The 21756-nt window shown below is 70.7% G+C and carries 25 protein-coding genes; 8 read left to right on the top strand and 17 right to left on the bottom strand.

Annotated features, from left to right (window positions below):
- Positions 1-33: 33 nt before the first annotated feature.
- The gene (locus tag BMZ30_RS00580; RefSeq protein WP_177191235.1) at positions 34-855 is read left to right on the top strand and encodes a MerR family transcriptional regulator; all 822 of its coding nucleotides are present in this window, start codon (positions 34-36) and stop codon (positions 853-855) included.
- On the opposite strand, the gene BMZ30_RS00575 is transcribed toward BMZ30_RS00580, so the two are convergent.
- Positions 836-2797: a sigma-70 family RNA polymerase sigma factor gene (locus BMZ30_RS00575; RefSeq protein WP_177191234.1), complete on the bottom strand. Its 1962-nt coding sequence runs from the start codon at positions 2795-2797 to the stop codon at positions 836-838. The genes BMZ30_RS00580 and BMZ30_RS00575 overlap by 20 nt on opposite strands.
- Positions 2798-2943: 146 nt before the next feature.
- On the opposite strand from BMZ30_RS00575, the gene BMZ30_RS00570 reads away from it, so the two are divergent.
- The gene (locus BMZ30_RS00570) at positions 2944-3780 is read left to right on the top strand and encodes a hypothetical protein (protein WP_093374178.1); all 837 of its coding nucleotides are present in this window, start codon (positions 2944-2946) and stop codon (positions 3778-3780) included.
- A 23-nt stretch (positions 3781-3803) separates the two neighbouring features.
- Here BMZ30_RS00570 and BMZ30_RS00565 read toward each other — a convergent pair whose 3' ends face one another.
- The 5 genes from BMZ30_RS00565 to BMZ30_RS00545 all read right to left on the bottom strand — a co-directional run bounded on the left by BMZ30_RS00565 (position 3804) and on the right by BMZ30_RS00545 (position 8930).
- Complete coding sequence (locus tag BMZ30_RS00565) at positions 3804-4226, bottom strand: heat shock protein transcriptional repressor HspR (protein WP_093374177.1); 423 nt, start codon at positions 4224-4226, stop codon at positions 3804-3806.
- Between the two features lie 22 nt (positions 4227-4248).
- A complete protein-coding gene (locus BMZ30_RS00560) occupies positions 4249-5259 on the bottom strand; it encodes a DnaJ C-terminal domain-containing protein (RefSeq protein ID WP_093374176.1) in 1011 nt (336 codons plus the stop codon).
- 120 nt (positions 5260-5379) lie between these two features.
- Complete coding sequence (gene grpE / locus BMZ30_RS00555) at positions 5380-5991, bottom strand: nucleotide exchange factor GrpE (protein ID WP_093374175.1); 612 nt, start codon at positions 5989-5991, stop codon at positions 5380-5382.
- Complete coding sequence (gene dnaK, locus BMZ30_RS00550) at positions 5988-7844, bottom strand: molecular chaperone DnaK (RefSeq protein ID WP_093374174.1); 1857 nt, start codon at positions 7842-7844, stop codon at positions 5988-5990. The genes grpE and dnaK overlap by 4 nt, the downstream gene beginning before the upstream one ends.
- Before the next feature lie 153 nt (positions 7845-7997).
- The gene (locus tag BMZ30_RS00545) at positions 7998-8930 is read right to left on the bottom strand and encodes an LLM class flavin-dependent oxidoreductase (protein ID WP_093374173.1); all 933 of its coding nucleotides are present in this window, start codon (positions 8928-8930) and stop codon (positions 7998-8000) included.
- 146 nt (positions 8931-9076) lie between these two features.
- On the opposite strand from BMZ30_RS00545, the gene BMZ30_RS00540 reads away from it, so the two are divergent.
- The 3 genes from BMZ30_RS00540 to BMZ30_RS00530 all read left to right on the top strand — a co-directional run bounded on the left by BMZ30_RS00540 (position 9077) and on the right by BMZ30_RS00530 (position 10423).
- A complete protein-coding gene (locus BMZ30_RS00540) occupies positions 9077-9571 on the top strand; it encodes a DUF2975 domain-containing protein (RefSeq protein ID WP_093374172.1) in 495 nt (164 codons plus the stop codon).
- Positions 9571-9810 carry a helix-turn-helix domain-containing protein gene (locus tag BMZ30_RS00535; RefSeq protein WP_093374171.1) on the top strand — a complete coding sequence of 80 codons (240 nt, stop codon included), beginning with the start codon at positions 9571-9573 and terminating at the stop codon, positions 9808-9810. Before BMZ30_RS00540 ends, BMZ30_RS00535 begins: the two co-directional genes overlap by 1 nt.
- Before the next feature lie 70 nt (positions 9811-9880).
- Positions 9881-10423, top strand: coding sequence for an RDD family protein (locus tag BMZ30_RS00530; RefSeq protein ID WP_177191233.1), 543 nt, complete (start codon positions 9881-9883; stop codon positions 10421-10423).
- A gap of 2 nt (positions 10424-10425) precedes the next feature.
- Here the strand turns inward: BMZ30_RS00530 and BMZ30_RS00525 are convergent, their stop codons facing one another.
- On the bottom strand, positions 10426-12291 hold the full coding sequence (locus BMZ30_RS00525; RefSeq protein ID WP_093375590.1) for an ABC transporter ATP-binding protein: 1866 nt from the start codon (positions 12289-12291) through the stop codon (positions 10426-10428).
- Between the two features lie 104 nt (positions 12292-12395).
- Between BMZ30_RS00525 and BMZ30_RS00520 the strand changes: the two genes are divergently transcribed.
- The 3 genes from BMZ30_RS00520 to BMZ30_RS00510 all read left to right on the top strand — a co-directional run bounded on the left by BMZ30_RS00520 (position 12396) and on the right by BMZ30_RS00510 (position 14050).
- Positions 12396-12923 (top strand): RDD family protein, encoded by a 528-nt coding sequence (locus BMZ30_RS00520; protein WP_093374169.1) that lies wholly within the window; start codon positions 12396-12398, stop codon positions 12921-12923.
- Entirely contained in the window at positions 12920-13486 is a 567-nt protein-coding gene (locus tag BMZ30_RS00515; RefSeq protein ID WP_093374168.1) for an LURP-one-related family protein, read from the top strand. The genes BMZ30_RS00520 and BMZ30_RS00515 overlap by 4 nt, the downstream gene beginning before the upstream one ends.
- Before the next feature lie 75 nt (positions 13487-13561).
- Positions 13562-14050, top strand: a complete 489-nt coding sequence (locus BMZ30_RS00510; protein WP_093374167.1) for a CinA family protein — start codon at positions 13562-13564, stop codon at positions 14048-14050.
- Between the two features lie 60 nt (positions 14051-14110).
- Here the strand turns inward: BMZ30_RS00510 and BMZ30_RS00505 are convergent, their stop codons facing one another.
- The 10 genes from BMZ30_RS00505 to BMZ30_RS00475 form a co-directional block, all read right to left on the bottom strand.
- Positions 14111-14962: a hypothetical protein gene (locus BMZ30_RS00505; RefSeq protein ID WP_093374166.1), complete on the bottom strand. Its 852-nt coding sequence runs from the start codon at positions 14960-14962 to the stop codon at positions 14111-14113.
- A gap of 69 nt (positions 14963-15031) precedes the next feature.
- Entirely contained in the window at positions 15032-15439 is a 408-nt protein-coding gene (locus BMZ30_RS00500; protein ID WP_143073090.1) for a hypothetical protein, read from the bottom strand.
- Between the two features lie 168 nt (positions 15440-15607).
- Positions 15608-16528: a hypothetical protein gene (locus BMZ30_RS00495; protein ID WP_229828362.1), complete on the bottom strand. Its 921-nt coding sequence runs from the start codon at positions 16526-16528 to the stop codon at positions 15608-15610.
- Between the two features lie 56 nt (positions 16529-16584).
- A complete protein-coding gene (locus BMZ30_RS13640) occupies positions 16585-16758 on the bottom strand; it encodes a hypothetical protein (RefSeq protein ID WP_177191232.1) in 174 nt (57 codons plus the stop codon).
- 364 nt (positions 16759-17122) lie between these two features.
- A complete protein-coding gene (locus tag BMZ30_RS13455; protein WP_177191231.1) occupies positions 17123-17437 on the bottom strand; it encodes a hypothetical protein in 315 nt (104 codons plus the stop codon).
- A 223-nt stretch (positions 17438-17660) separates the two neighbouring features.
- The gene (locus BMZ30_RS13450; protein WP_143073088.1) at positions 17661-17978 is read right to left on the bottom strand and encodes a hypothetical protein; all 318 of its coding nucleotides are present in this window, start codon (positions 17976-17978) and stop codon (positions 17661-17663) included.
- Between the two features lie 65 nt (positions 17979-18043).
- On the bottom strand, positions 18044-20716 hold the full coding sequence (locus BMZ30_RS00490; protein ID WP_093374164.1) for a hypothetical protein: 2673 nt from the start codon (positions 20714-20716) through the stop codon (positions 18044-18046).
- Positions 20717-21073: a DUF6507 family protein gene (locus BMZ30_RS00485; protein ID WP_143073087.1), complete on the bottom strand. Its 357-nt coding sequence runs from the start codon at positions 21071-21073 to the stop codon at positions 20717-20719. It abuts the gene before it with no gap.
- Between the two features lie 4 nt (positions 21074-21077).
- Positions 21078-21392, bottom strand: a complete 315-nt coding sequence (locus BMZ30_RS00480; protein ID WP_093374162.1) for a pore-forming ESAT-6 family protein — start codon at positions 21390-21392, stop codon at positions 21078-21080.
- A 13-nt stretch (positions 21393-21405) separates the two neighbouring features.
- Positions 21406-21744 (bottom strand): hypothetical protein, encoded by a 339-nt coding sequence (locus tag BMZ30_RS00475; RefSeq protein ID WP_093374161.1) that lies wholly within the window; start codon positions 21742-21744, stop codon positions 21406-21408.
- Positions 21745-21756 lie beyond the last annotated feature (12 nt).

The raw sequence follows: 21756 nt of genomic DNA, 5'->3' as shown, positions 1-21756 counted from the left end.
CCTGCCCCTGGGGCAGCCCCTAACGTCATGGTCATGAGCACGCTGACCACGCTTCAGGTAGCGCAGGCCGCCCGTCTCAGCGCCAAGGCCGTGCGGCTGTATGCCGACCGCGGTCTGATCGCGATGACGCGGGCCCCCGCCACCGGGCACCGGGAGTTCCGGCCGGGCGCCGTCGACACCGCACGCCAGATCGCGCTCCTGCGCACCCTCGACCTCTCGCTCGCTCAGATCGGCGAGGTGCTCGGCGCGGACGATCCTGTCTCCGCGTTCGACGCTGTCTGGGCAGGCCGCAGGCAGAGGCTCGCCGAGACGCTCGCTGCGGGAACCTACGCGCGCTCGGTGCTCGCCGGCTGCCCCACGCTGGACGTCGGGATCCAGTCACGCCAGGTCCAGGAGCAGCTGACGCTGCGCTGGACCGGCGTGGCCACCCTGGGCGACCTCCCCGCAACGATCCGCGACGCCACGACCATGCTGTTCGGCGTGCTGCACGAGCAGAGCAGCGACCTCGCGGGCAGTCCGTTCGTGGCCTACCACGAGCGCGCGACGGAGTCGGGACCGGGACGAGTGTCGGTTCACGTCCCCGTCGCCGCTCCGCTGCGGCCGCCCGTGTCCACCACCCTCGCCGTGGAGCCTGCCCACGACGAGGTCTTCGTCGCGCTCACCCAGGCCGAGGCCGTTGCACAGCCGTTCGTCGTGTCCGTCCACGACTACCTGCGCGCGGGCGCCCTCGAGGCGGGAGAGCCCTGCGGTGACGACCGGGAGGTCTACCTGCCTGCGTGGGGGCACGACGACGTCGGTCCTGTCATGGAGGTCGCGGTCCCGGTCCGCCGCGTGGCTACCGGGTGCGGAGCGTGATCGCCGCGACGACGAAGCCGTCGGACGTCGTGACCAGCTCGATCGCGTTCTCGGCGAGCACCGGGCCCACCGGGAAGGCCTTCACGTCGGTCCCCAGCGTCGACCCGGACCAGCCGCGGGCGGTCGAGTCGAACACGTTCGGGCCGCCGACGTCGGCGCCGTTGAAGACCATCGCCTCACCGGCGAGCCCCCGGTCGCCCTCGAAGGCGACGACGCCGAGCCTGCCGTCCGCCCCGGGCCGGCTGGCCGCAGTCAGCGCCACCGTGTCGCGACCCCCGGGGATGAGCGGCGCCATCCCGTCCCACACGATCACGCCCGCGTCGGGCAGCGTCTGCTGCTCGTACACGACGACGAGCGCCCAGCCGGCGTAGGCGTTGCTGGGCGACGAGTCCAGGTCCGCGACGACGGCGTCGGCCAGCGACCACGTCCCGCCCCCGCCCGTGGCGACCTGCTGGGTGACGTCCGCGAACGCCCCGTACCGCAGGCTCCGGCCCCCGGTGACCGCCACCACCTGCTCAGCGATCACCTGGTGGTAGTCGTCGCCTGGTGCGCGCAGGTGCGCGACGCCCAGAGCGTTGGAGGCAGCACCCTCGTACGGGGCGGACCAGTACAGCCCAGCGAACCGGACGGTCGCGCCCTCGGGCACGTCGACGGTGGTCGAGGACGACACTCCTCCTGCTGAGCGCGGGTCGTCGTTGACTCCCACCATGGCCACGCGGTGGTTGTCGAGCTCGCCCGCGAGTGCCTTGGCGCAGTCCGACCCGGCAGCGTCGGAGCCTCCGTCGCCGTCGCACAGCATCAGCGGCGCGCCTGCCTCGGCGATCTCGAGGTTCCCGCGCGCCTCGAACCGCACCGACAGGTCGGCTCCGCTCGCGCTGACCAGCGGCTCAGGTGGGTTGCCGTGCTCGTCGCCCACGTGGTTCGACGACGCGCGGGTCGTCGAGGACGCCCACGGCAGCGCGACGTCGCCGCGGTGCACCGCGAGCGCCAGCACCCCGCCACCGATCACGACCGTGGCGAGGGCACCGGCGACGAGCGCGAGCACGCCCTGGCTCAGGAACGCCGGCCGACGCGACGCGGTGGGCGCCGTCGGCGACGGCTGCGACTCGGGTGCCGCCTCGTCCACGGCGCCGAAGACCGGCCAACCGAGACCGAGGGCCGCCGTCCCCGCGACGCCCAGGACGAGCGGGGCGATGACCGTCCGCATGCCCTGCGCGACGTCCGAGAGCTCCTCGACGACGCCCCGGCAGTGCGTGCAGCCGGTCAGGTGCTCGGAGACGACGGTCCGCTCCCGCCGGGACAGCGCGCCGCGTACGTAGCCGCCGAGCAGCTCGGTGGTCTGCCGGCACTCCGGATCCACGATGCTGCCGCGGTGCTCCCGCAGGTAGGCCTGGCGCAGGCCCTCGCGCGCACGGTAGGCGAGCGCCGCGACCCCGTTCGCGGTGAGCCCGAAGACCTCGGTGAGGGACGCTGGCTTGGCACCCTCGACGTCCGTGTACCAGAGGACGGATCTCCAGCGCTCGGGGAGGGACAGGTAGGCCTTGGCGACCGTCGTGCTCTCGAACGCCTTGAGCGCGGGGTCCTCGACCGAGGCGAGCGGCCCGATCGCGGACTCGAAGACGTGCTCGTCCTCGGAGGGACGCACCCTTCCCGCGCCAGCGGTGCTGCGGTAGGCGACGTGCCGCACGACGGTGAACAGGTAGGCCCGGAAGGCAGCGTCGGGGCCGCCCCCTCCGCGCAGCACCGACAGGACGTTGGCGAACGCCTCCGCGACGACGTCCTCGACGTCGTCCACGGGAACGTACTGCCGGGCGACGCGACGTGCGGCGTCGGCGTGCCGGGCGAACAGTGCGCCGAAGGCTGCGGCGTCCCCCCGGCGCGCCGAGGTGATGAGCACGGGATCGCTCGCGAAGCCGTCGCCGTCGTCGGCGTCCACGCTCACAGAGCCTCCCCCGGTCGCAGCCACCCGTGGGGCGGCCGTGTGCTGTCCCGCAATCATCGGTGTCCGCGTGGTGCCCGTCAAAGCACGACCGGGCGAAGTTCAGGACACCGGCGTCATAAAGTCCCCCGCGGGTACTCTCCTCCCACATGAACATCTCGGCGTCGGGCGGCCGCCCACGGGCGGACGCGGGCGGGGCAGCGACCGGCTGCGCCCGGTGCCCGCGCCGAGACGCCTGCCCGCACGCCGGCCCCGCGGGCACGGACGTCGCCGAGGCGCTCGTCCTGCTCCAGACCTGGCACGACCTCAGCGTCGGGACGAGCTGGCGCAACGCGGGCGACTGGCCCCACCCTGCGGCCGAGGCGTTCGCGGAGGCGCTCGTCACCGGGTGCGACCCGCTGCCTCGCGCTGCCCGGCTGGGATCGGCGCGCGCCGTGCAGGGGGTCGGCATCGGCGAGACGCTCGAGGACCTCGCGCACGCCTACGCGGTGCTCGGCACGACCCCGCCGCCGGACGTCACGCGCGCGGCAGCCGAGGGATGGGTCGAGGTGCTCGAGACCGCGGCGGTGCAGCCAGTCCTCGTCGACCCGCTCTCGGGCCTGTTCACCCTCGAGTACCTGCGCGCCCGGGTGCGCGAGACCTACCTCCAGCCCGAGCCGTGGGCGCTGCTGGTCGTCGACGTCGGGCTGACCGGCCTGCGGGCTCCGGAGCGCTTCGAGCGCGCGGCGGCGGTCGGCGACTCCCTGACGGCCGTCTTCGGCGCAGGGCACCCGATGGCGAACGTAGACGACGGGCTCTTCGTGGTCCTGGTACGGCGCGACGAGCAGCTCGGTGACCGGATCGACGAGGTCCGACGCCGCGTGGTGCCGTTCACGAGCGAGTCCCGGCAGGCACGGGTCATGCGCAACCCGGCCCGCGTGTGGATCGAGCAGCTGCCGGGCGCGGTCATGGACGTCCCCGACCTCCTGAGCTCGCTGCGCGGCTGATCCGCGCGGACGGCTTTCCCGGCTCAGCCGCGCGGACGCCACAGGACGAGCGCGCCGGCGCTCCGGGTGCGGACGTGCCGCTTGCCGCGCGGCAGGGCCACGATGTCACCCGTCGCGTCGGCCGCGAACACGCGGTGCCCGGGGGTCAGGGCCGCTTCGAGCCGCTCGAGCCGGCCACGCAGCTCGAGGACCTCGTCGTCGAGGTCCAGGATGCGCCGGATGCCCGCGAGGTTGATGCCCTCGACCTGGCTGAGGTGCTGCACCGCGCGCAGGCGGGCGACGTCGCGCGGTGTGTACCGGCGCCCGCGCCCGGCGGTGCGGCTGGGCACGACCAGCCCGAGGCGGTCGTACTGGCGCAGCGTCTGAGGGTGCATCCCCGCGAGCGCTGCGGCCTGGGAGATGGGGTAGATCGGCTGGTCCGCCGGGTCGGCGGGCTGCTGCCTCATCGCGGGGACCTCCTCGGTGGTCTCACTCCTGGGCGCGGGCGATCAGGTCGGCTCGGACGTCGGCGTCCCGCGTGGCCGCGGCAAAGGCCTCGACCGCCTTGCGCGCCTTGCCGTCGAGCTTCTGCGGCACGACCACCTGGACGCTGACGAGCAGGTCGCCCGCCCCGGAGGTCGCCTGAACTCCGCGGCCCTTGACGCGCATGACGCGCCCCGACGGCGTGCCGGCGGGCACCTTCAGCCGGACGCGCTGCCCGTCGAGCGTCGGCACCTCGATCTCGGCACCGAGCGCGGCCTCGTCGAAGGTGACCGGTGCCGTGATCCGCAGGTCCTTGCCGTCGAGCGTGAAGACGGGGTGGGGCTGCACGCGGACGGTGATGTTGAGGTCGCCTGCCTCACCACCGGCGGAGCCGGGCCGCCCCTTGCCGCGCAGGCGGATCTTCTGACCGTCCCGCACTCCCGCGGGGATGCGGGTCGTGACCTTGCGGCCCTCGACGTCGAGGCTCACGGTCGAGCCCTCGACGGCCGAGCGGAAGGCGAGCGTGGTCGTCGCGTTGATGTCCGCTCCTCGGGCCGCTCGGGGGTTGGGACGGAAACCGGCGCCGCGGCCGCCGCCGCCGAACAAGCCGCCGAGGATGTCCTCGAAGCCGCCACCACCCGTGCCTGCGCCGCTGCCTCCCGGGTAGCTGGTGCGGCCCGTGGGCGCGCCCCCGCCGAACATGCCACCGAACAGGTCCTCGAACCCGCCCGCGCCGCCGGCGCTCGGACCGCCGCGCCCGGCTGCGAAGCGCGGTCCCCCGCCCGCCATGGCGCGGATCGCGTCGTACTGACCGCGCTGCTCCGGGTCGGAGAGCACGGCATAAGCCTCGCCGATCTCCTTGAAGCGCGTCTCAGCCTTGTCGTCACCCGCGTTGTGATCGGGGTGGTGCTGCCGCGCGAGCTTGCGGTAGGCCTTCTTGATCGCGGTCTGGTCGGCGTCCTTGGGCACGCCGAGCGCCGCGTAGAAGTCCTTCTCGAGCCAGTCCTGGCCGGTCAACTGCGGCTCCTTCGGTGGTCCGGCTACCCGGACGGATGATGCGGGGTACTGATGGTCTCGCACCGACGCTGTCGTGCGCCCCTCACGAGGGGCGCACGACAGCGCGCGGGTGTGGTCAGGCTAGGACGCGGGGCCGACGACGGCGACACGCGCCGCGCGCACGACGCGCTCCCCGATCCGGTAGCCCGGCTCGATCACGTGCTTGATCGTCGCCGTCTCGACCTCCGCGGACTCCTCGTGCATGAGGGCTTCGTGGAAGGTCGGGTCGAACTCCTCGCCGACCACGCCGAACCGCTCGACACCGAAGCGCGCGAGTGCGCCGTCGAGCTTCTCGGCGATCGCGGCGAACGGGCCCGCGAGCTCTCCGGCCTGACGCGCCCGGTCGACGTCGTCCAGCACGGGGAGCAGCGCGTTCAGGACGTCCTCGACGCCCCGGGCACGTGCGGCCTCCTGGTCGCGGATCGAGCGGTTGCGGTAGTTGGTGAAGCTCGCCCGCTCCCGCTGCAGGTCCTCGAGGCGCTCGGCGGCGAGGCGCTGGGCCTCGTCGAGCTCGGGGCTGACGCCCTCGGGCTCGAAGTCGAGCGCGGCGAGCGGGTCCTCCGGGGTGCCCTCGGGCGCCTCGGAGGAGTCCGCCGCCTCGCGCGGCTGACCGGTGGTCGGGTCGATGCGTCGGTTGTCGTGGAACTCGAAGGCGGGGCCGTCGCGCTCCTCGGGGTTCTCGGGGGGCGTCACTTGTTCTCCTCGTCGTCCACGATCTCGGCGTCCACGACGTCCTCGTCGGACGACGCGGCCGGCTGCTCGGCGCCGGGCGCCTCGCCCTCGGGGGCCTCAGCCTGCTGCGCGTAGAGCGCCTCGCCGATCTTCTGGGCCACCGTGGACAGGTGCTCGTTCTTCGCCTTGACCTCGGCGATGTCGTCGCCCTCGAGCGCCGTCTTGAGCTCGGCCACCGCAGCGGAGACCTCGGTCTTGACGTCGTCGGACAGCTTCTCGTCGTTGTCCTTGAGCAGCTTCTCGGTCGAGTAGGCGAACGCCTCGGCCTGGTTGCGGACCTCGGCCTCCTCGCGACGCGCCTTGTCCTCGGCCGCGTGCTCCTCGGCCTCGCGGACCATGCGGTCGATGTCCTCCTTCGGCAGCGCGGAGCCACCGGTGATGGTCATCGACTGCTCCTTGCCGGTGCCGCGGTCCTTGGCGGACACGTGCACGATGCCGTTGGCGTCGATGTCGAAGGTGACCTCGATCTGCGGCATGCCGCGGGGCGCCGGGGCGATGCCCGTGAGCTCGAAGGTGCCGAGCGGCTTGTTGTCGCGGGCGAACTCGCGCTCACCCTGGAACACCTGGATCAGCACCGACGGCTGGTTGTCCTCGGCGGTGGAGAACACCTCGCTGCGCTTGGTCGGGATCGCGGTGTTGCGCTCGATCAGCTTGGTCATGACGCCGCCCTTGGTCTCGATCCCGAGGCTCAGGGGGGTGACGTCGATGAGCAGCACGTCCTTGCGCTCACCCTTGATGACACCGGCCTGCAGCGCGGCGCCGACGGCGACGACCTCGTCCGGGTTCACGGACTTGTTGGGCTCCTTGCCACCGGTGAGCTCGCGCACGACGTCCGCGACGGCGGGCATGCGGGTCGAGCCACCGACGAGGACCACGTGGTCGATGTCGTTGACGGAGATGCCGGCGTCGCGGATGACCGCGTGGAACGGCGTCTTGGTCCGGTCGATGAGGTCCTGCGTCATCTGCTGGAACTGCGCGCGCGTGAGCTTGCTGTCCAGGTGGATGGGGCCGTTCTCGCTCATCGACAGGTACTGCATCGAGATGTTGGTGCTGTTGGCCGAGGAGAGCTCCTTCTTGGCCTGCTCCGCCGCCTCCCGCAGACGCTGCAGCGCGATCTTGTCCTTGGACAGGTCGACGCCGGAGGAGTTCTTGACCTCCTTGATGAGGTGCTCGACGATCCGGTTGTCCCAGTCGTCGCCACCGAGGCGGTTGTCACCCGAGGTGGCGCGCACCTGGATGGTGGAGAAGTCGTCCTCATCCTTGCCGACCTCGAGGAGCGAGACGTCGAACGTGCCGCCGCCCAGGTCGAAGACCAGGATGAGCTCGTCCTCCTTGCCCTTCTCCAGGCCGTACGCGAGCGCGGCCGCGGTGGGCTCGTTGACGATGCGCAGGACGTTCAGGCCGGCGATCTGGCCGGCGTCCTTGGTCGCCTGACGCTCGGCGTCGTTGAAGTAGGCGGGAACGGTGATGACCGCGTCCGTGACGGGCTCGCCCAGGTACTCCTCGGCGTCGCGCTTCAGCTTGCCGAGCACGCGGGCGCTGATCTCCTGCGCGGAGTACTTCTTGTCGTCGATCTCCTGCGACCAGTCGGTGCCCATGTGGCGCTTGACCGAGCTGATGGTGCGGTCGACGTTGGTGACCGCCTGACGCTTGGCGATCTCGCCGACGAGAACCTCGCCGGCCTTCGAGAACGCGACGACCGAGGGGGTCGTGCGGGCGCCCTCGGCGTTCGCGATGACGGTGGGCTCGCCACCCTCGAGGACGGACACCACGGAGTTGGTGGTGCCCAGGTCGATACCGACGGCTCGTGCCATGAGTTGATGCCTCCATCAGGACGTGCGGTTGAGTCTGTGTCACTCAAGTCTGCGTCGGCCGTCCTGGTGATGCAAGCCGGCGGGCTCAAACTTGAGTCTGACTGGCTCAACCTTTACGCGGGGGTGCGTATTCCCCACCTCCCCCGCGCCCCGTCACAGCACCCGCGCGAGGCTCTCCAGCGCCGCGAGCGGGTCCGCGCCTGCCGGGATGAAGATGCTCGACGTCACGCCGGCCTCGCCGAGCGCCTCGATCCGCGCCCGCACCTGCGCCGGCGTGCCCGCGAGCGCCAGCTCCTCGACCCACGCGTCGGGCAGTGCTGCGGCAAACTCGGCGCGGGTGGCACTGTGGGCACGCAGCGCCTCGAACTCCTCACGGAAGGGCAGGTCGGCGACGTGCACGGCCCAGTCGGGCTCGCCGATCCACTCGAGCGCGGGGCGAGCGAGACGCAGGGCTTCCGCGGCGTCGTCGGAGACCGCCCCCACGTTGTAGGCGATGACGCGGTGCGGGCCGGCGGGGTCGATGAGGCCGAGCGAGGTGCGGACGTACTCGGGGGTGGCCGGCTCCGCGAGGATCGTGCCGTCCGCGAGGCGACCCGACGCGGCGAGGGACTTCGGCCCCCGCACGCCGAAGAGGATCGGGGGGACCTCGCTCGGCACGACGCTCGGGTCGAGCCGCGTGCCGGCGCCGCGCTCGCCTGCGACGAGGGCGCGCAGGGCGGTGGCGTGCTCCTTGAGGAACGTCAGCGGCCGCTCCGGCCAGCAACCGGCCTCGCGCATCCAGCCCTCGATGCCGTGGCCGAGCCCGACGTCGAGCCGTCCCGGGAAGAGGTCGGCGAGCGTCGCGACCTCCATCGCCGCGAAGGCCGTGTTGCGCGCGGCGACGGGCAGGATCCCGATCCCGACGCGGATCCGCTCGGTCCACCCGAGCACGGCGGCCGCCTGCGCCACCCCGCCGCGAAAACCGAGATCCTCCACGATCCACAGCTCGTCGAACCCGAGCCGCTCCGCGGTCCGGGCGAAGTCGCGGGCGAGGTCGCCGCGCAGGTCGCGGGGCAGCATGACACCGATCAGGGGGCGCTGGCTCATGCCGCGACCCTAGCCCGCCCCGCCCTTCGGAGGAATGCGCACTCCCTGCTGCCCGCGGCGACAGATTTCGCACATTCCTTGGGGCTCGTCGATCGGCCACGCGTCCGCTACTATCGATATTCGATAGATCGAACCGGGAGCCCGCCATGAATCGCCTTGCCATCCTCGCGCTGCGCGGGGTCATCGTCCTGATGTTCCTGGGCCTCGTCGCGATCCAGGTCGTCGTCCTGCCCGCCATCGCCTTCGACACCCGCGAGGACCTCTCCTCCTCGCCGGTCCAGGTGCCGGTCGCGATCATCGGGTTCCTCGGCCTCCTGCTGGTCGAGGTCGCCCTCGTGTGCATCTGGCGGCTGCTCACCATGGTGCGCCGGGAGACGGTGTTCAGCCCCGCGGCCTTCCGGTACGTCGATGTGATCATCGGTGCCGCGATCGGCGCGACCCTGCTCGCCGTCGTGCTGTCGTTCATCCTCGCGCCCGGCGAGGAGGTGCCGCCCGGCGTGGTGCTGCTCGTCGTCGTCGGCGGCGTGGGGACGGCTGGCATCGCGCTGCTCATGCTCGTCATGCGCGCGCTGCTCGCCAAGGCGGTCGCGCTCGACGCGACGGCGACCACCCTGCAGGCCGAGCTCGACGAGGTGATCTGATGCCGATCGTCGTCGACATCGACGTCATGCTCGCGCGCCGCAAGATGTCCGTGGGCGAGCTGGCCGAGCGCGTCGGGATCACCCCCGCCAACCTCGCGGTCCTCAAGAACGGCCGCGCCAAGGCCGTCCGGTTCAGCACGCTCGACGCGCTGTGCGTCGCGCTCGACTGCCAGCCCGGGGACCTCCTGCGCTGGGAGCCGCCCGAGGACGCGCACGCCGACGCGGCACCGGAGCGTTGACGCCTCGCTCCCCGACCCGCCACGATAGGCGTCCTCACCTTGGGAGATCCGCCCCGTGGTGGCCAGCCCCGTGGAGAGCAGTCCCATGCCCGACGACGCCTACGCCGCGTTCTACGCCCTGACCGACCCCGCAGACGACGCTGCTCCCTCGGACGCGCACGGTCCGGTCAGCGAGGTCCGCTGGTGGCGACGCTCGGTCGCCGATGTCGTGGACGCCGTCCTGACCCTCGGATCGGCCGGCCTCGCCTTGCTCGTCTTCTCCCTCCCCACGCTGCTGAGCGACGGCCCCGTCGTCGACACGTCCGTGATTCTCGCCGTCGCCGCCGCCTACGCTGCTGGCCTCACCGCGGCGCTCCTCAACCATGTCGGCGCGCTCGGCGCGAGCGGACAGACCCTCGGGTGCACGGTCGCGCGCTTCGCCCTCGTCGACGAGGCGACCCGTACCGCCCCCGGCGCGAGCGGCGCGTTCCGCTACCTCGAGTGCGAGACGCTCGACGCCCTCACCCTCGGCCTGCGGCCGCTGTGGCACCCGCGCCGGCTGCGCTACGCGGACGGCCTGTGCGGTCTGATCGCGGTGCCCGTCGACGCCCGCCCACGCCAGCAGCGCCAGTAGCGCTAGCCGAGAATCCCGAAGTCCCGGAGGCGCTTGCGGTCCTTGCGCGACGCCGACGCCTGCAGCGCGAGCAGCTCCGAGTAGATGCCGCCGGTGACGGCCAGCTCGTCGGGGCTGCCGACCTCGTCCACCCGCCCGTCGCGCAGGGTCACGATTGTGTCCACCGCGGAGATCGTCGAGAGCCGGTGCGCGATGATCAGCGTCGTGCGGTCCGCCATGAGCTCGTCGAGCCCGAGCTGGACCAGGCGCTCGGACTTCGTGTCGAGGGCCGATGTCGCCTCGTCCAGCACCAGCACGGGCGCGTCCTTGAGCATGGCTCGGGCCACGGCGATCCGCTGCTTCTGCCCGCCCGACAGCTTGAGCCCGCGCTCCCCGATGGTCGCGTCATAGCCGTCCGCGAACCCCGCGATGAACGGCGCCGCGTGGGCCCGCTCGGCCGCGCGCACGACGTCGGCCTCGCTTGCGTCCTCGCGCCCGTAGGCGATGTTCTCGCGGATGGTCCCGGAGAACAGGGACGCGTCCTGGAAGACGACGGCGACGCGGCGCCGGACCTCGGCCAGCGGCAGGTCCGCGATGTCTTGGCCCCCGAGGAGAAGCCGCCCGCCCGTCGGCCGGTAGAACCCGAGCAACAGGCTCACCAGCGTGGTCTTACCCCCGCCGCTCTCGCTGACGAGCGCCACGCGCTCGCCGCGGCGCACCCGGAAGGACACGTCCCGCAGGACGTCGTGGCCCTCCTCGTACGCGAACGTGACGCCGTCGAGCTCGAGGACCGGAACGCCGTCGGGCAGGGCGACCGGAGGGCCGACGACGTCGCTCGTCGCCCCCGGCGTCTCCCGCTCTGCCCCGCCCAGGTCTGCTTCGCCATCGGCGGCCAGCAGAAGCGGCTCATCGCGGTCCGCGGGCTCGGCCATGACGTCGAAGTAGTCGCGGCTGCCGGCGATCGCGCGCTGCGCGGTGTCGATCAGGTAGCTCATCATCTGCACGGGCGTCTTCGCCATGCCCACGAGCGTGATGAGCAGGACCATGTCGCCGACCGAGAACACGCCTTGCGCGGTACGGACGAACAGGATCACGTAGATCCCGAAGAACACGACGTTGAGGAACGCCCGCCGGATCGCGTCCATGACGTGCCAGTAGCGCGACTGCACGCGCGTGGTCGCGACCGTCCGGGCGTAGCGACGGCCGAAGAGGCTCAGCTCGCGCCGCTCGGCGACGAAGCTCTTGACGACGTTGATCTGCCCGATCACCTCGGCGAACCGCCCGCCCGCGAGGTCGACCTGCTCGTTCTTCTCTCCCTCGAGGACCTGCCAGCGCTTGCTCGTCATCGCTGTGAGCCCCATGTACACGGGGAAGATGAGCGCGAGCAGCAGCGCGAGCGGCCACGAGTACCCCGCACTGATCACGAGGACCGCGACGACCGTGAGCAGCATCGGGAAGAAGTTGTTGGCGAAGTTCCCCAGGAAGCTCGTGGTCTCGGTGATGGACCGGGACAGACGGCTGATGATCGCGCCCGTGACCTGGTTGTCGAAGTACCGCTGCGGCAGGCCGAGCAGCTTGGCGAAGTACCGCGTGGAGAGCATCTGGCGCATGCGCGCGGCCATCACGTCCCCGAGGTACCCGCCGACGTTCTGCACGGTCGAGTTCACGACGTCGGCCACCAGCAGCGCGACGGCGAGCCACACGACCGTCCGCACGACGCCGTCGGCCGGGCCGCCCGAGGCGACGGCGACGACGGCGTCGGTCGCCTCCTTGAGGATGAACGGGGTGACGAGCGCGGTCGCGGCCGTCAGCAGCGAGCACACGACGATGCCCGCGTAGTACGGCCACAGCACGCGGGTGGTCGTGAGGATCTGGGCGATGCTGCGCACGGACGCTCCTTCGGTGACGACCTCCATCTTCTCCCACCGTGCGCGCTGACCGGTGGGCCCTATGCTCGGGCGGGACAAAACCCACCGACGAGAGAGGTCTCCGGATGTCGTCCGACTCGCAGCACCCCTACGGCCAGCCCGCCTCGCCCTACAGCCAGCCCTACCCCGCACCGCAGGGCCCCGCCTACGCCAGCTGGGGCCAGCGCGTGCTCGCGACGCTCATCGACTCCGCCGTCGTGGCGTTCGTGCCGTGGCTGTTCTTCATCTTCGCGATCGTCACCTCTGAGGTCACCGAGCATGCTTTCCGCGAGCCGACGTCGGAGCCGTCCGGTCCGGGGTACGTCGCCCTGGTCGTCGGCGGCGTGCTGTACGTCGCCCTGTGGTTCTGGAACCGCATCCACCGCCAGGGCACGACCGGCCAGAGCGTCGGCAAGAAGGTCCTGGGCATCCGGCTCGTCAGCCAGACGACCGGTCAGCCGGTGGGCCGCGGAACGGTCTTCCTGCGCGAGATCGCGCACGTGGCGGACGCCCCGTTGTACCTCGGCTACCTCTGGCCGCTGTGGGACACCCAGCGCCAGACTTTTGCCGACAAGATCATGACCACCGTCGTCGTCAGAGAAGGAAACAGATGAACGCGCTCGCAGGGATCCAGCAGTTCGCGGTGCACCAGAAGATCACCATGATGGTGAACCGCTACGCCATCCACGCCGTCGGGCCCGACGGGCAGGAGGGTGCGCTGCTCGCCGTCGCGCAGCAGAAGCGTATGGCGTTCAAGGAGCAGGTGACGTTCTACTCCGACGACGCCCGCAGCACGCCCGTGTTCGGGTTCCGCGCGCGGCAGATGATGGACCTCGGCGCGACGTACGACGTCACCGACGCCGCGGGCACGCCGATCGGCGCGTTCCGCAAGGACTTCGCCAAGTCGCTGCTGCGCTCGACGTGGCACCTGGACGCCGCGGGGATCAGCGCGGTGGGGCAGGAGCGCAACCAGGCGCTCGCCCTCGTGCGCCGGTTCGTCGACGTGCCGATCGCTTTCCACTTCGACTACCACGATCCTCAGGGCAACCTCGTGATGTCGGTCGAGCGCAAGTTCTCCCTGCGCGACCGCTACCTCGTCACGCTGCCCGGTGGCCGCGTCGACGGTCGGGTCGCCGCCGCGATGACGGTCGCGCTCGACGCGCTCCAGGGGCGCTGAGGCGCTGCTCCTTCCAGGTGCCGGTGGCGTGCGGCCGCGATAACGTCGCCGTCACCGCACCGGGAGGAGAACCGTATGGCCGACGACGTCACGCAGGGATCCGAGCGTTCACAGCAGCTGAGCAGCGAGCTCGCGGCGCTGGCTGCTGAGCGCGGGCTGTCGGTCGCGTGCGCGGAGTCGCTCACCGCGGGGGCCCTGGCCTCGCGTCTCGGCGCGGCGGAGGGCAGCGCGGACTGGTTCCGCGGCGGCGTGGTCGCGTACGGGCGTGAGGTCAAGCACGGGCTGCTGCGCGTCCCCGAGGGCCCGGTGGTGAGCGAGACCTCCGCCAGGGCGATGGCCGAGTCGACCGCCGAGCTGCTCGAGGCTGATCTCGTGGTCGCCGTGACCGGCGCGGGCGGGCCGGAGGGTCAGGACGGCCGACCGCCGGGCACCGTGTGGTTCGCCGTCACGAAGGACGCACTCACCGAGACCGAGGAGAAGCACTTCCCCGGTGGCCCGCCCGAGGTCCTCGCGCAGACGGTGCAGCATGCCCTCGGGTTGCTCGTTCGCCGCGCCCGGGCCTGACGCCGCGGGTCGCACTCTCCCGCGGCGCGCCCCTGGTCCCCTCGTGAGGGGACGCGTGCGTCAGGCGAGCTGACGCACGTAGGCGTTGAGATCGGCGAGCTCGCTGACGGGGGCCTCGACCTCGAAGATGCCTGGCTCGACCTCGGCCGCTCCCGTGCGCTCGACGTCGGCTGCGGTGGGTTCCTGGAGGAGGAGTCGCACCTGCTCGCCGGCCTTGTCGATTACTCGGACGGGCGTGCCGCGCCAGGTGCCCTGGAGCACCGGGCTCTGCACCACGTCACACTCGGCGGCGGGGACCTGCCGCGTCCAGATCATGGGCCGCGCCGAGGTGAAGCCGTCGGGCGCGTCGGGTCCGACGGCGATCAGCTCGATCGCGCCCGACTCCAGGACGTCGGCCGCGTACTCTGTCCCGTTCCAACGGGCGCGCGGGCCGACCAGGTGGTTCGGCGGTGCGTACGCCTGGGCGCCGCGCCATCCGCGGGCACTGCCGTCGTAGACGCTCACCAGCTCCTGTCGTCCGTCGGCGTGGACGCGCCAGCACTCGGCGCCCTCGGGGTAGCGGGTGCGGTCCAGCATCCAGGCGCGCACGAGGTGCTCGCTCGCGAGGAAGCCGGTCGAGTAGTGCGGCCACGGGACCGGGCCGACGTCACGGGGCGCCGTCAAGGACATCATGGGGTCCATCACGAACCGCACCACGTCGACGTGCTCGACGGCGTCCGCCACGCGCTCGGGTCCCCAGCGGTATGCGGCGGCGAGCTCGGGGGCCGTGCGCAGCCGAGCGGCCTCGCCTGCGAGCGTCACCACCCCGCCGAGGGCGGACGCTCCCTGCACCAGGACGTCACGCGCCTGCCACGGGAGCAGAGCCTTCTGAAGCACGGTCACCTGCATGAACTCACTCTCCTTCGCGGTCACGGGACCAGCCTCCCCGCGCCGCGGCGTCCCGCCTCAACCGTAGCCCGGCGCGCTTCCCACGCGCGAAACCTAGCCAGCTACCTCAGGCGGCCCGTCCGCGAAGTCCGCACCCCACCAGTCATAGACCGGGTGAGGGGTGACGATGACCTCGATGTCCTGCAGCTCGACGAACGGCACGTGCGCCCGGAAGCCGTCGTACTGATTGCCCTTCAACCCCATCAGCTCCGCCAACCGAGGATCGCGATCGTAGTGGATCTCCACCGTCTCGGTATCGACCACGGAAAAACCAAACGGCTCTCCGAACCACCACGCACTCATACCTCTCGAGAAGAAGCGTGAGATGGCCGACACAGGCACCCGCACCCCCAAGCCGCGCGACTGAGGATCTCCCCACTTGAGAGCATCGGCCGGCGGGAACCGATCGAAGTCCGCCCGGTCCATTTCAAGCCATAACCGCATCCCTGCTCGAGACGGCATAGGGAAACTCTTGCCCTCGATAGACGGCAAATTGATCAGACGCCGGGAGGTTTAGGGCATCGCTTGGCGCCGTCATCTCTGCACGCCCACCCACCCGCTCTTTTCGAATAACACCGCGTGTCCGCGACCCAAGTGATCGACAGCACCTCAGCACGCAGCCGGCGCTGCTCATGCCTGCCAGGCCGCCGGGACCAGTTGCGACGTCACCACGTCCTGCAGCTGAGCGACGGCCACGGACGCCTCATAGACACCCGCATCCACCTTGGTCAGCTGCAGCCCTTCCGCGATGTCGGCGTTGTGCCCGAGGTACGTCACCCTGGCAGCCGCGACGCCGTCCGGCTGGGTCCACTGATCAACAACACGCACCTCGACGCCCGCGACCTTGGCGGTCACATACATCTCGAACAGCTCCGTCACCTCGGCACGCGCCACTCGCCGGAACCACCGCCCGGTCGACGCACGCTCGAACCCGAGCTCATCAGCGGACTCGAACTCCGCAACCAGCACCACCTCGTCCCCCACGAGATCGGCGCTGAAGTAGGTGTCGTTCCAGCGCGCCATGGGACCCACGAACCGCGAGACCTGCGGCAAGGACGCCGCCGGCTTCTCAGTCCCACCGGACCTCCACCCGTGCACGACGTCGACATAGCGCGCCACCAGCTCTTCGCGCCCGTCCGCGTGATACCGGACGAGCTCCGCTCCGGCCGGGATGCGCGAGTGCACCAGCCAGTAGAGCGGAATCACCATCCCCTCCGCCGCGACAAAGCCAGTACCGGTGAATGGCGGGCGATCGACGAACGCTCCCCCAGTCAGCTGCCGCTCCGCCTCGGTGGTGCCGCCCGTCGCGTTCTCGAAGCGCAGCTGGGGAGTCGGCTCGAAACGCAGCACGTCCAGGAACGGGTCCGCGGGGCTCACCGGCGAGCCAGGAAAACCAAGACCGTGCGCCACGAACAGCTCAGCGGGCGTCCGAGCCGCGGACACCGCCTCTGCAGGCACCACGAACCCCGCCACACGGTCGTACCCGCCCTCCACATATGCCACGGACTGGGCAGGCAACACGGCCTTCTGCATCAACGTCATGACGTGCATCTCCTTCAATCATTAGCCCTGGTCGAGGATGCCAGAAGCCACCGCCACGCGCGGCTTCACAGAGCGGACGGCACCTCAGTCACCGTCTCCACGACCTCCGTCAGCTCCTCGATCGGTACCTTCGCACCCCAGAGCCCATTCTCGATCGCATACGCAGCCGGATGGTCGGGCGCGGGCCACTGCCACTGCTGAATCCACGCTTGGCCCCCGTCGAGTTCGACCACCTCCACCCGACGTCCTTGCCAAACCGCCCACGTCTCCACCGACTGCAGCCGCGTCACCTCTTGGCGTTGAACCTCTTTGCACAATCGACCAGAAAGGTCAGGCAAGAACCCCTCCGGCGACGTCCCATCAGGGGCGTCTAGCAGCACAACCGAAGTATCTCCGGCGAAACTGGCGCTATAAATCTCTCCTTGATAGAAGGCATACTTACCGGCCCTCATCGGACGCCGCCCGGCGGTTCGACGACCACATGCCACTTCCGACCACGAAATACCGCCGCAAGCTCCTGCCCACCGCCTGGTCGGATACGCCACATCTCCGCTCCCTCCGGGATTCTCACACCGTGACGCCCATACGCCAGCAAACGTTGCCTCAGAGAGCGATCGGCACCTCGGTCACCGTCTCCACGACCTCCGTCAGTTCCTCGATCGGTACCTTCGCACCCCAGAGCCCATTCTCGATCGCACGCGCAGCAGGATGATCCGGCACCGGCCACTGCCACTGCTGAACCGACGCTCGACCCCCGGCGACTTTGACCACCTCCACACGGCGTCCTTGCCAAACCGCCCACGTCTCGACCGACTGCAGCCGCGTCACCTCTTGGCGTTGAACCTTTTTGCGCAATCGACCAGAAAGGTCAGGCAAGAACCCCTCCGGCGACGTCCCATCAGGGGCGTATAGCAGCACAACCGAAGTATCTCCGGCAAAACTGGCGCTATAAAACTCTCCTTGATAGAAGGCATAGTCACCGGCCCTCATCGGACGCCGCCCGGCGGTTCGACGACCACATGCCACTCACCATCACGGAATACCGCCGCGATCTCCTGCCCACCGTCTGGACGCATCCGCCACATCTCCGCTCCCTCCGGGATTCTCACACCGTGACGCCCATACGCCAGCAAACGTTGCCTCAGAGAGCGATCGGCACCTCGGTCACCGTCTCCACGACCTCCGTCAGCTCCTCAACCGGCACCTTCGCACCCCAGAGCCCATTCTCGATCGCACGCGCAGCAGGATGATCCGGCACCGGCCACTGCCACTGCTGAACCGACGCTCGACCCCCGGCGACTTTGACCACCTGCACACGGCGTCCTTGCCAAACCGCCCACGTCTCGACCGACTGCAACCGCGACACCTCGCTGCGATCTACCAGCCGAGACCACACACCGCGATGATCGCGCTCAAATCCGCCCTCATCCGGCTCTTCGCCACGCCACAGAAGGCGCACGAACGGCTTATATACACTCACGCAGCCGTACTCGCGTCCCCGCCAAACCGCGTAATTACCAGCTCTCACCGCACGGGGCCCGTCTGTTCGCGTATGGGGTGCCAGCGATCACCCTGGAACACCGCCGCCAACTCCTGGCGACCGTCTGGTCGGATACGCCACATCTCCGCCCCTTGGGGAATCTCGATCGTCTTGATTCCGTAGGTCAGTTCCGGCGCGAAGTCAGCACCGGTCCCGCCGAAGCCGTTGCCGCGGAACGGGTTCCGCGGACCGACAGTAGCGGGTCGTCCCTCCGGCCCGAGATCCAACGCCCGGCTTCCAGCGAACGCAGCGTCCGGATGATGACCATCGATCCACTGCTTGATCGCGACCCGCCGGGCACCGTCGTCGGCGATCGCGTAGATGCTGTCAGGCATGTCTGCCATAGCTTCTAGTGGCCCCACCGGAACGGGGGGAGCGTCATGGGTCTGCCGTGGAATGACTGGCTCGTCAAACGTTCCTGTCAAAGGGACGTCGCCCCCGCTGCGATACCGCACGGCGAACATGGACTCCCCGTCCGGTCGGAAGGTCACCGTGTCGTAGTTCAGCCCCAACTTCTTGTAGAGCTCCGCCGGCGAGAGGCCGGCGACGTCTGCCGCGCGAGCGACGAAGCCACCGACCGACTCGAGCACATCAGCATCCTCCGACGCTGCTCGCCGCAGCTGCTCGGGCTCCATCAAGCGTGCAGCTACATCAGGGCCAAGGGTCTCGAACGCCTGCCCCGGAGTGATGATCTTCTGCAGCACTGTGTCGACAGTGACCGCCGGCAGAGCCCGGCGCACCTCGAGCAGCGTCGTGACCTCGTCACGCGAGAGTCGCTCAAGGGGCGTCGTCACCAGATCCTCAAACCGCGCACGGTCGAGGCCGCGGCCGTCGAGAACGCGATCGATGACATCGTCGAACGACACGTCGAGCAGCAAGTCGTCACGGGTAGTGATCACGTGCGGGCTGCCGGTGTCGTCGATCACCACGCGGCCGGGCTCTTCTCCCGGCTGGTGCGGGTCGGTAGCGCCGCCCGGGGGCTGATCGCCAGGCTCGGAGCCTCCGGTGGGGACGTCCGCTCCGGGAGCAGCGTCGCCGTCCGCCGCTGCGCCCGGCCCATCACCGGCGCCGTCCGACCCCCCAGGGCCGGTGCGCGGCGGCGCACCAACGTCGCCGGGGCTCGGTGCACCGCTGTGGGCCGGCGCGTCGCCTCCGTCACCCCGCCCCCCGGGCACCTCGGTCGCGCCGCCACCGGTGGGCGTGGTCTGCTGCGGCGTCGCGGTCTCGGGCCCACGCGGTGACCCCAGCAGGTCGTCTGCGCCCTGTCCCAGCCCGCCAGGCGCCTGGGGCGCCTCGGGTCCCTGCGGCGCGCCCGGTCCGTCGCCCACCGTCACGAGCTCGGGCTCGCGCACCGGCACCTCGACGGTCACCGAGTCCGGTCGGCCCCCGACGCCCAGGTTGTCCGGCAGCGTGTCCGGGTTGCGCACCGGCGGGGTGTCGACACCGTCGATCACCCGCGTGGTCGGGACGTCCAGGTCCGTGGTCGGCACCTCGAGGCTCGGGCGGGCGATCTCCGGGGTGCGGATCTCGTCGATCATCCCGTCCACGCTCAGGCGCAGCCCGGTGGCCATGTCGCCGAGCTTCGGCAGCGCCGCCCGGGCACCGTTGATCCCCAGCGCGACCGGGTCGACCATGTCCGCGACCTTGGCACCCTTGGCGAACGCGTTGGCCACGCGCCCGGACGTGCCGGCCGCCGTCGCCGCACCCTTGGTCCCGGACACCGCCGCACCCGCGGGCACGACGATGGTCAGCAGGTTGAAGCCCACCCCACCCGCCGCGCGGGCCGGGTCCTCCGACCAGGTGTCGTACGCGATGAGCCCCTTGCCGAGCCCCTTCCACGCCTCGCCGGCGTTGCCCCAGGACCACTCGCCGTCGGCGTACCCGATGAGCGAGCCCATGCCCACCCACGAGGTGCGCATGGTCTCCCAGCTCCACCCGTTGCCGTCGATGCCGACGAGCATGCCGAGGCCCTGCACCGTTCCCCAGAGCCCGTCCACGACGAAGCCGTCCCACACGAACCGCTTCACGCCCACGGCCGCGGACTTGGGGCAGTGGTCCTTGCGCGAGACCTCCCCTCCCCAGGGGGTCTCTGCGTCGGTCGGGATCTCGGCGGCGCCGTACGCCATGGGCGAGCCGGAGCCGTCGTCGACCACCCAGGGTGCCGCGCAGTAGAGGGCGCGGATCGCGTTAGCGCAGGTGCGCTCCGCCTCCCACAACGCCGTCTGCTGGGTGTTGACGCGGCGCACGAGCGCGGTGTTCTCGTCGACCAGGTCCTGGTCGTACTGCCACTCGGGGTCGCCCGCGATCTTGCGCCGGAACGCGTACGCGTCCGTCCGCACCGAGTCGAGCGCCGCCTTGATGGCACGGGTGGTCTCGGCGTAGGTGTCCAACGCGTCAGCAACACGCTCGACGGCGTCACCGAAGTCTCGCGCGGTCGTCTCGACCGGGTCCATCACGGTCAGCAGCGTGGACGCCTCCGGCGCCTCGTACGACGGCCCGATCTTGCGCCACTCCGCGACCGTGGCGGCACCCTCGTCCCGCACCGAGCCGCCACCGGTCCGCAGGTCGGACGCGGCCTGCACGACCGCGTCAGGGTCGAGGTTCGCCCCCGGGATCGCGCTCGGGTTGATGCCCCCGTCGGCGTAGCACTGGTCCACTCAGCCCATCCCCTCCGGGAGCTCGGGCACCCACGTGCCCGTCCCGGCGATCTCCGCCGCGCCCGCCTGCTGGGCCGCGGCCATCTGCTCGTCACCCGTCAGGTACCAGCTCGTCGCCGATGCCGCCCCGCCGACGGAGTTCGCGATCCGGTTGCCCATCGACGTCAGGCTCGGCGAGTGGTGCTCGAAGAACCCGACCAGGGCGTCAGCGATGATCGGGCAGTTGTCCGTGCCCGCCACCGCCGCTTCCGCGTGGGCGGGCAGCCCGTCGACCGCTCCCGACAGGACCGCCGCCGCGTTGCCCACCGCCTTGAGGACGTCGTCCACGCCGGCGGGCGAGATTCGCCAGCTCGTCATGAGGTCAGCCGATCGCGTCGACCGCGGCCTTGGCCTTCGACAGGGTGTCCTGCGCGGTGCCGTCGTTCTTCTCGAGCGAGCTCCGCAGCGTGCGGATGATCGTGCGCACCTCACCGGCGACCCGGTTCCAGCGCTGCTCCTTGCCGACGTAGTCGTCGCTCACGCCGTCGGCCTGGTAGTCCGCCATGGCGGCCTTGACGTCGCTGTCGCGCTGGTCGATCAGCGTCTCGAGCTGGGACGCGACCGTGTTGAAGTTGTCCTGCACCGACTGCGACGCCGCGATGTTGTAGTCGCGACGCTCGACGTTGTTCCCCGACATTCCCCGACCCCCCTCAGGCCTTGACCGAACCGAAGCGCGCAGCGTCGAACGCCGTGGCACCCTCGGTCGAGCGCGTCTCGTCTGCCATCTGCTGGTCACCTTCCTGGAACGACCGGTCCATCCCGGTGATACCGGTCAGGACGGCGTTCAGGGCCGCGTTGAGCTCGATCGCGATCGAGTCGGTCTCGCCCTTGAACTTGTCGAAGGCCGCGCGGCCGGCGCCGTTGAACTTGCCCTGCAGGGGCTCGGCGGCCTCGGCCAGGGCCTTGACGAGCGTCCCCAGGTCTTCCCCGGACGTCGATGTCTTCTTGGTCAGCGTCGTCAGGACGTCTGACCCCATGGCGAACTTCATGCGGTCCCCCTC

The sequence above is a fragment of the Flavimobilis marinus genome (assembly GCF_900113055.1).
Classification (GTDB): domain Bacteria; phylum Actinomycetota; class Actinomycetes; order Actinomycetales; family Cellulomonadaceae; genus Flavimobilis; species Flavimobilis marinus.
This window is presented reverse-complemented; position numbering and strand designations above follow the sequence as displayed.

Excerpts from the sequence above, each read along its gene's own strand:
- BMZ30_RS00580 (WP_177191235.1), top strand. The coding sequence starts at position 34 with ATGAGCACGCTGACCACGCTTCAGGTAGCGCAGGCCGCCCGTCTCAGC.
- BMZ30_RS00570 (WP_093374178.1), top strand. The coding sequence starts at position 2,944 with ATGAACATCTCGGCGTCGGGCGGCCGCCCACGGGCGGACGCGGGCGGG.
- BMZ30_RS00565 (WP_093374177.1), bottom strand. The coding sequence starts at position 4,226 with ATGAGGCAGCAGCCCGCCGACCCGGCGGACCAGCCGATCTACCCCATC.
- dnaK (WP_093374174.1), bottom strand. The coding sequence starts at position 7,844 with ATGGCACGAGCCGTCGGTATCGACCTGGGCACCACCAACTCCGTGGTG.
- BMZ30_RS00545 (WP_093374173.1), bottom strand. The coding sequence starts at position 8,930 with ATGAGCCAGCGCCCCCTGATCGGTGTCATGCTGCCCCGCGACCTGCGC.
- BMZ30_RS00540 (WP_093374172.1), top strand. The coding sequence starts at position 9,077 with ATGAATCGCCTTGCCATCCTCGCGCTGCGCGGGGTCATCGTCCTGATG.
- BMZ30_RS00535 (WP_093374171.1), top strand. The coding sequence starts at position 9,571 with ATGCCGATCGTCGTCGACATCGACGTCATGCTCGCGCGCCGCAAGATG.
- BMZ30_RS00520 (WP_093374169.1), top strand. The coding sequence starts at position 12,396 with ATGTCGTCCGACTCGCAGCACCCCTACGGCCAGCCCGCCTCGCCCTAC.
- BMZ30_RS00515 (WP_093374168.1), top strand. The coding sequence starts at position 12,920 with ATGAACGCGCTCGCAGGGATCCAGCAGTTCGCGGTGCACCAGAAGATC.
- BMZ30_RS00510 (WP_093374167.1), top strand. The coding sequence starts at position 13,562 with ATGGCCGACGACGTCACGCAGGGATCCGAGCGTTCACAGCAGCTGAGC.
- BMZ30_RS00500 (WP_143073090.1), bottom strand. The coding sequence starts at position 15,439 with ATGCCGTCTCGAGCAGGGATGCGGTTATGGCTTGAAATGGACCGGGCG.
- BMZ30_RS00495 (WP_229828362.1), bottom strand. The coding sequence starts at position 16,528 with ATGCACGTCATGACGTTGATGCAGAAGGCCGTGTTGCCTGCCCAGTCC.
- BMZ30_RS00485 (WP_143073087.1), bottom strand. The coding sequence starts at position 21,073 with ATGACGAGCTGGCGAATCTCGCCCGCCGGCGTGGACGACGTCCTCAAG.
- BMZ30_RS00480 (WP_093374162.1), bottom strand. The coding sequence starts at position 21,392 with ATGTCGGGGAACAACGTCGAGCGTCGCGACTACAACATCGCGGCGTCG.
- BMZ30_RS00475 (WP_093374161.1), bottom strand. The coding sequence starts at position 21,744 with ATGAAGTTCGCCATGGGGTCAGACGTCCTGACGACGCTGACCAAGAAG.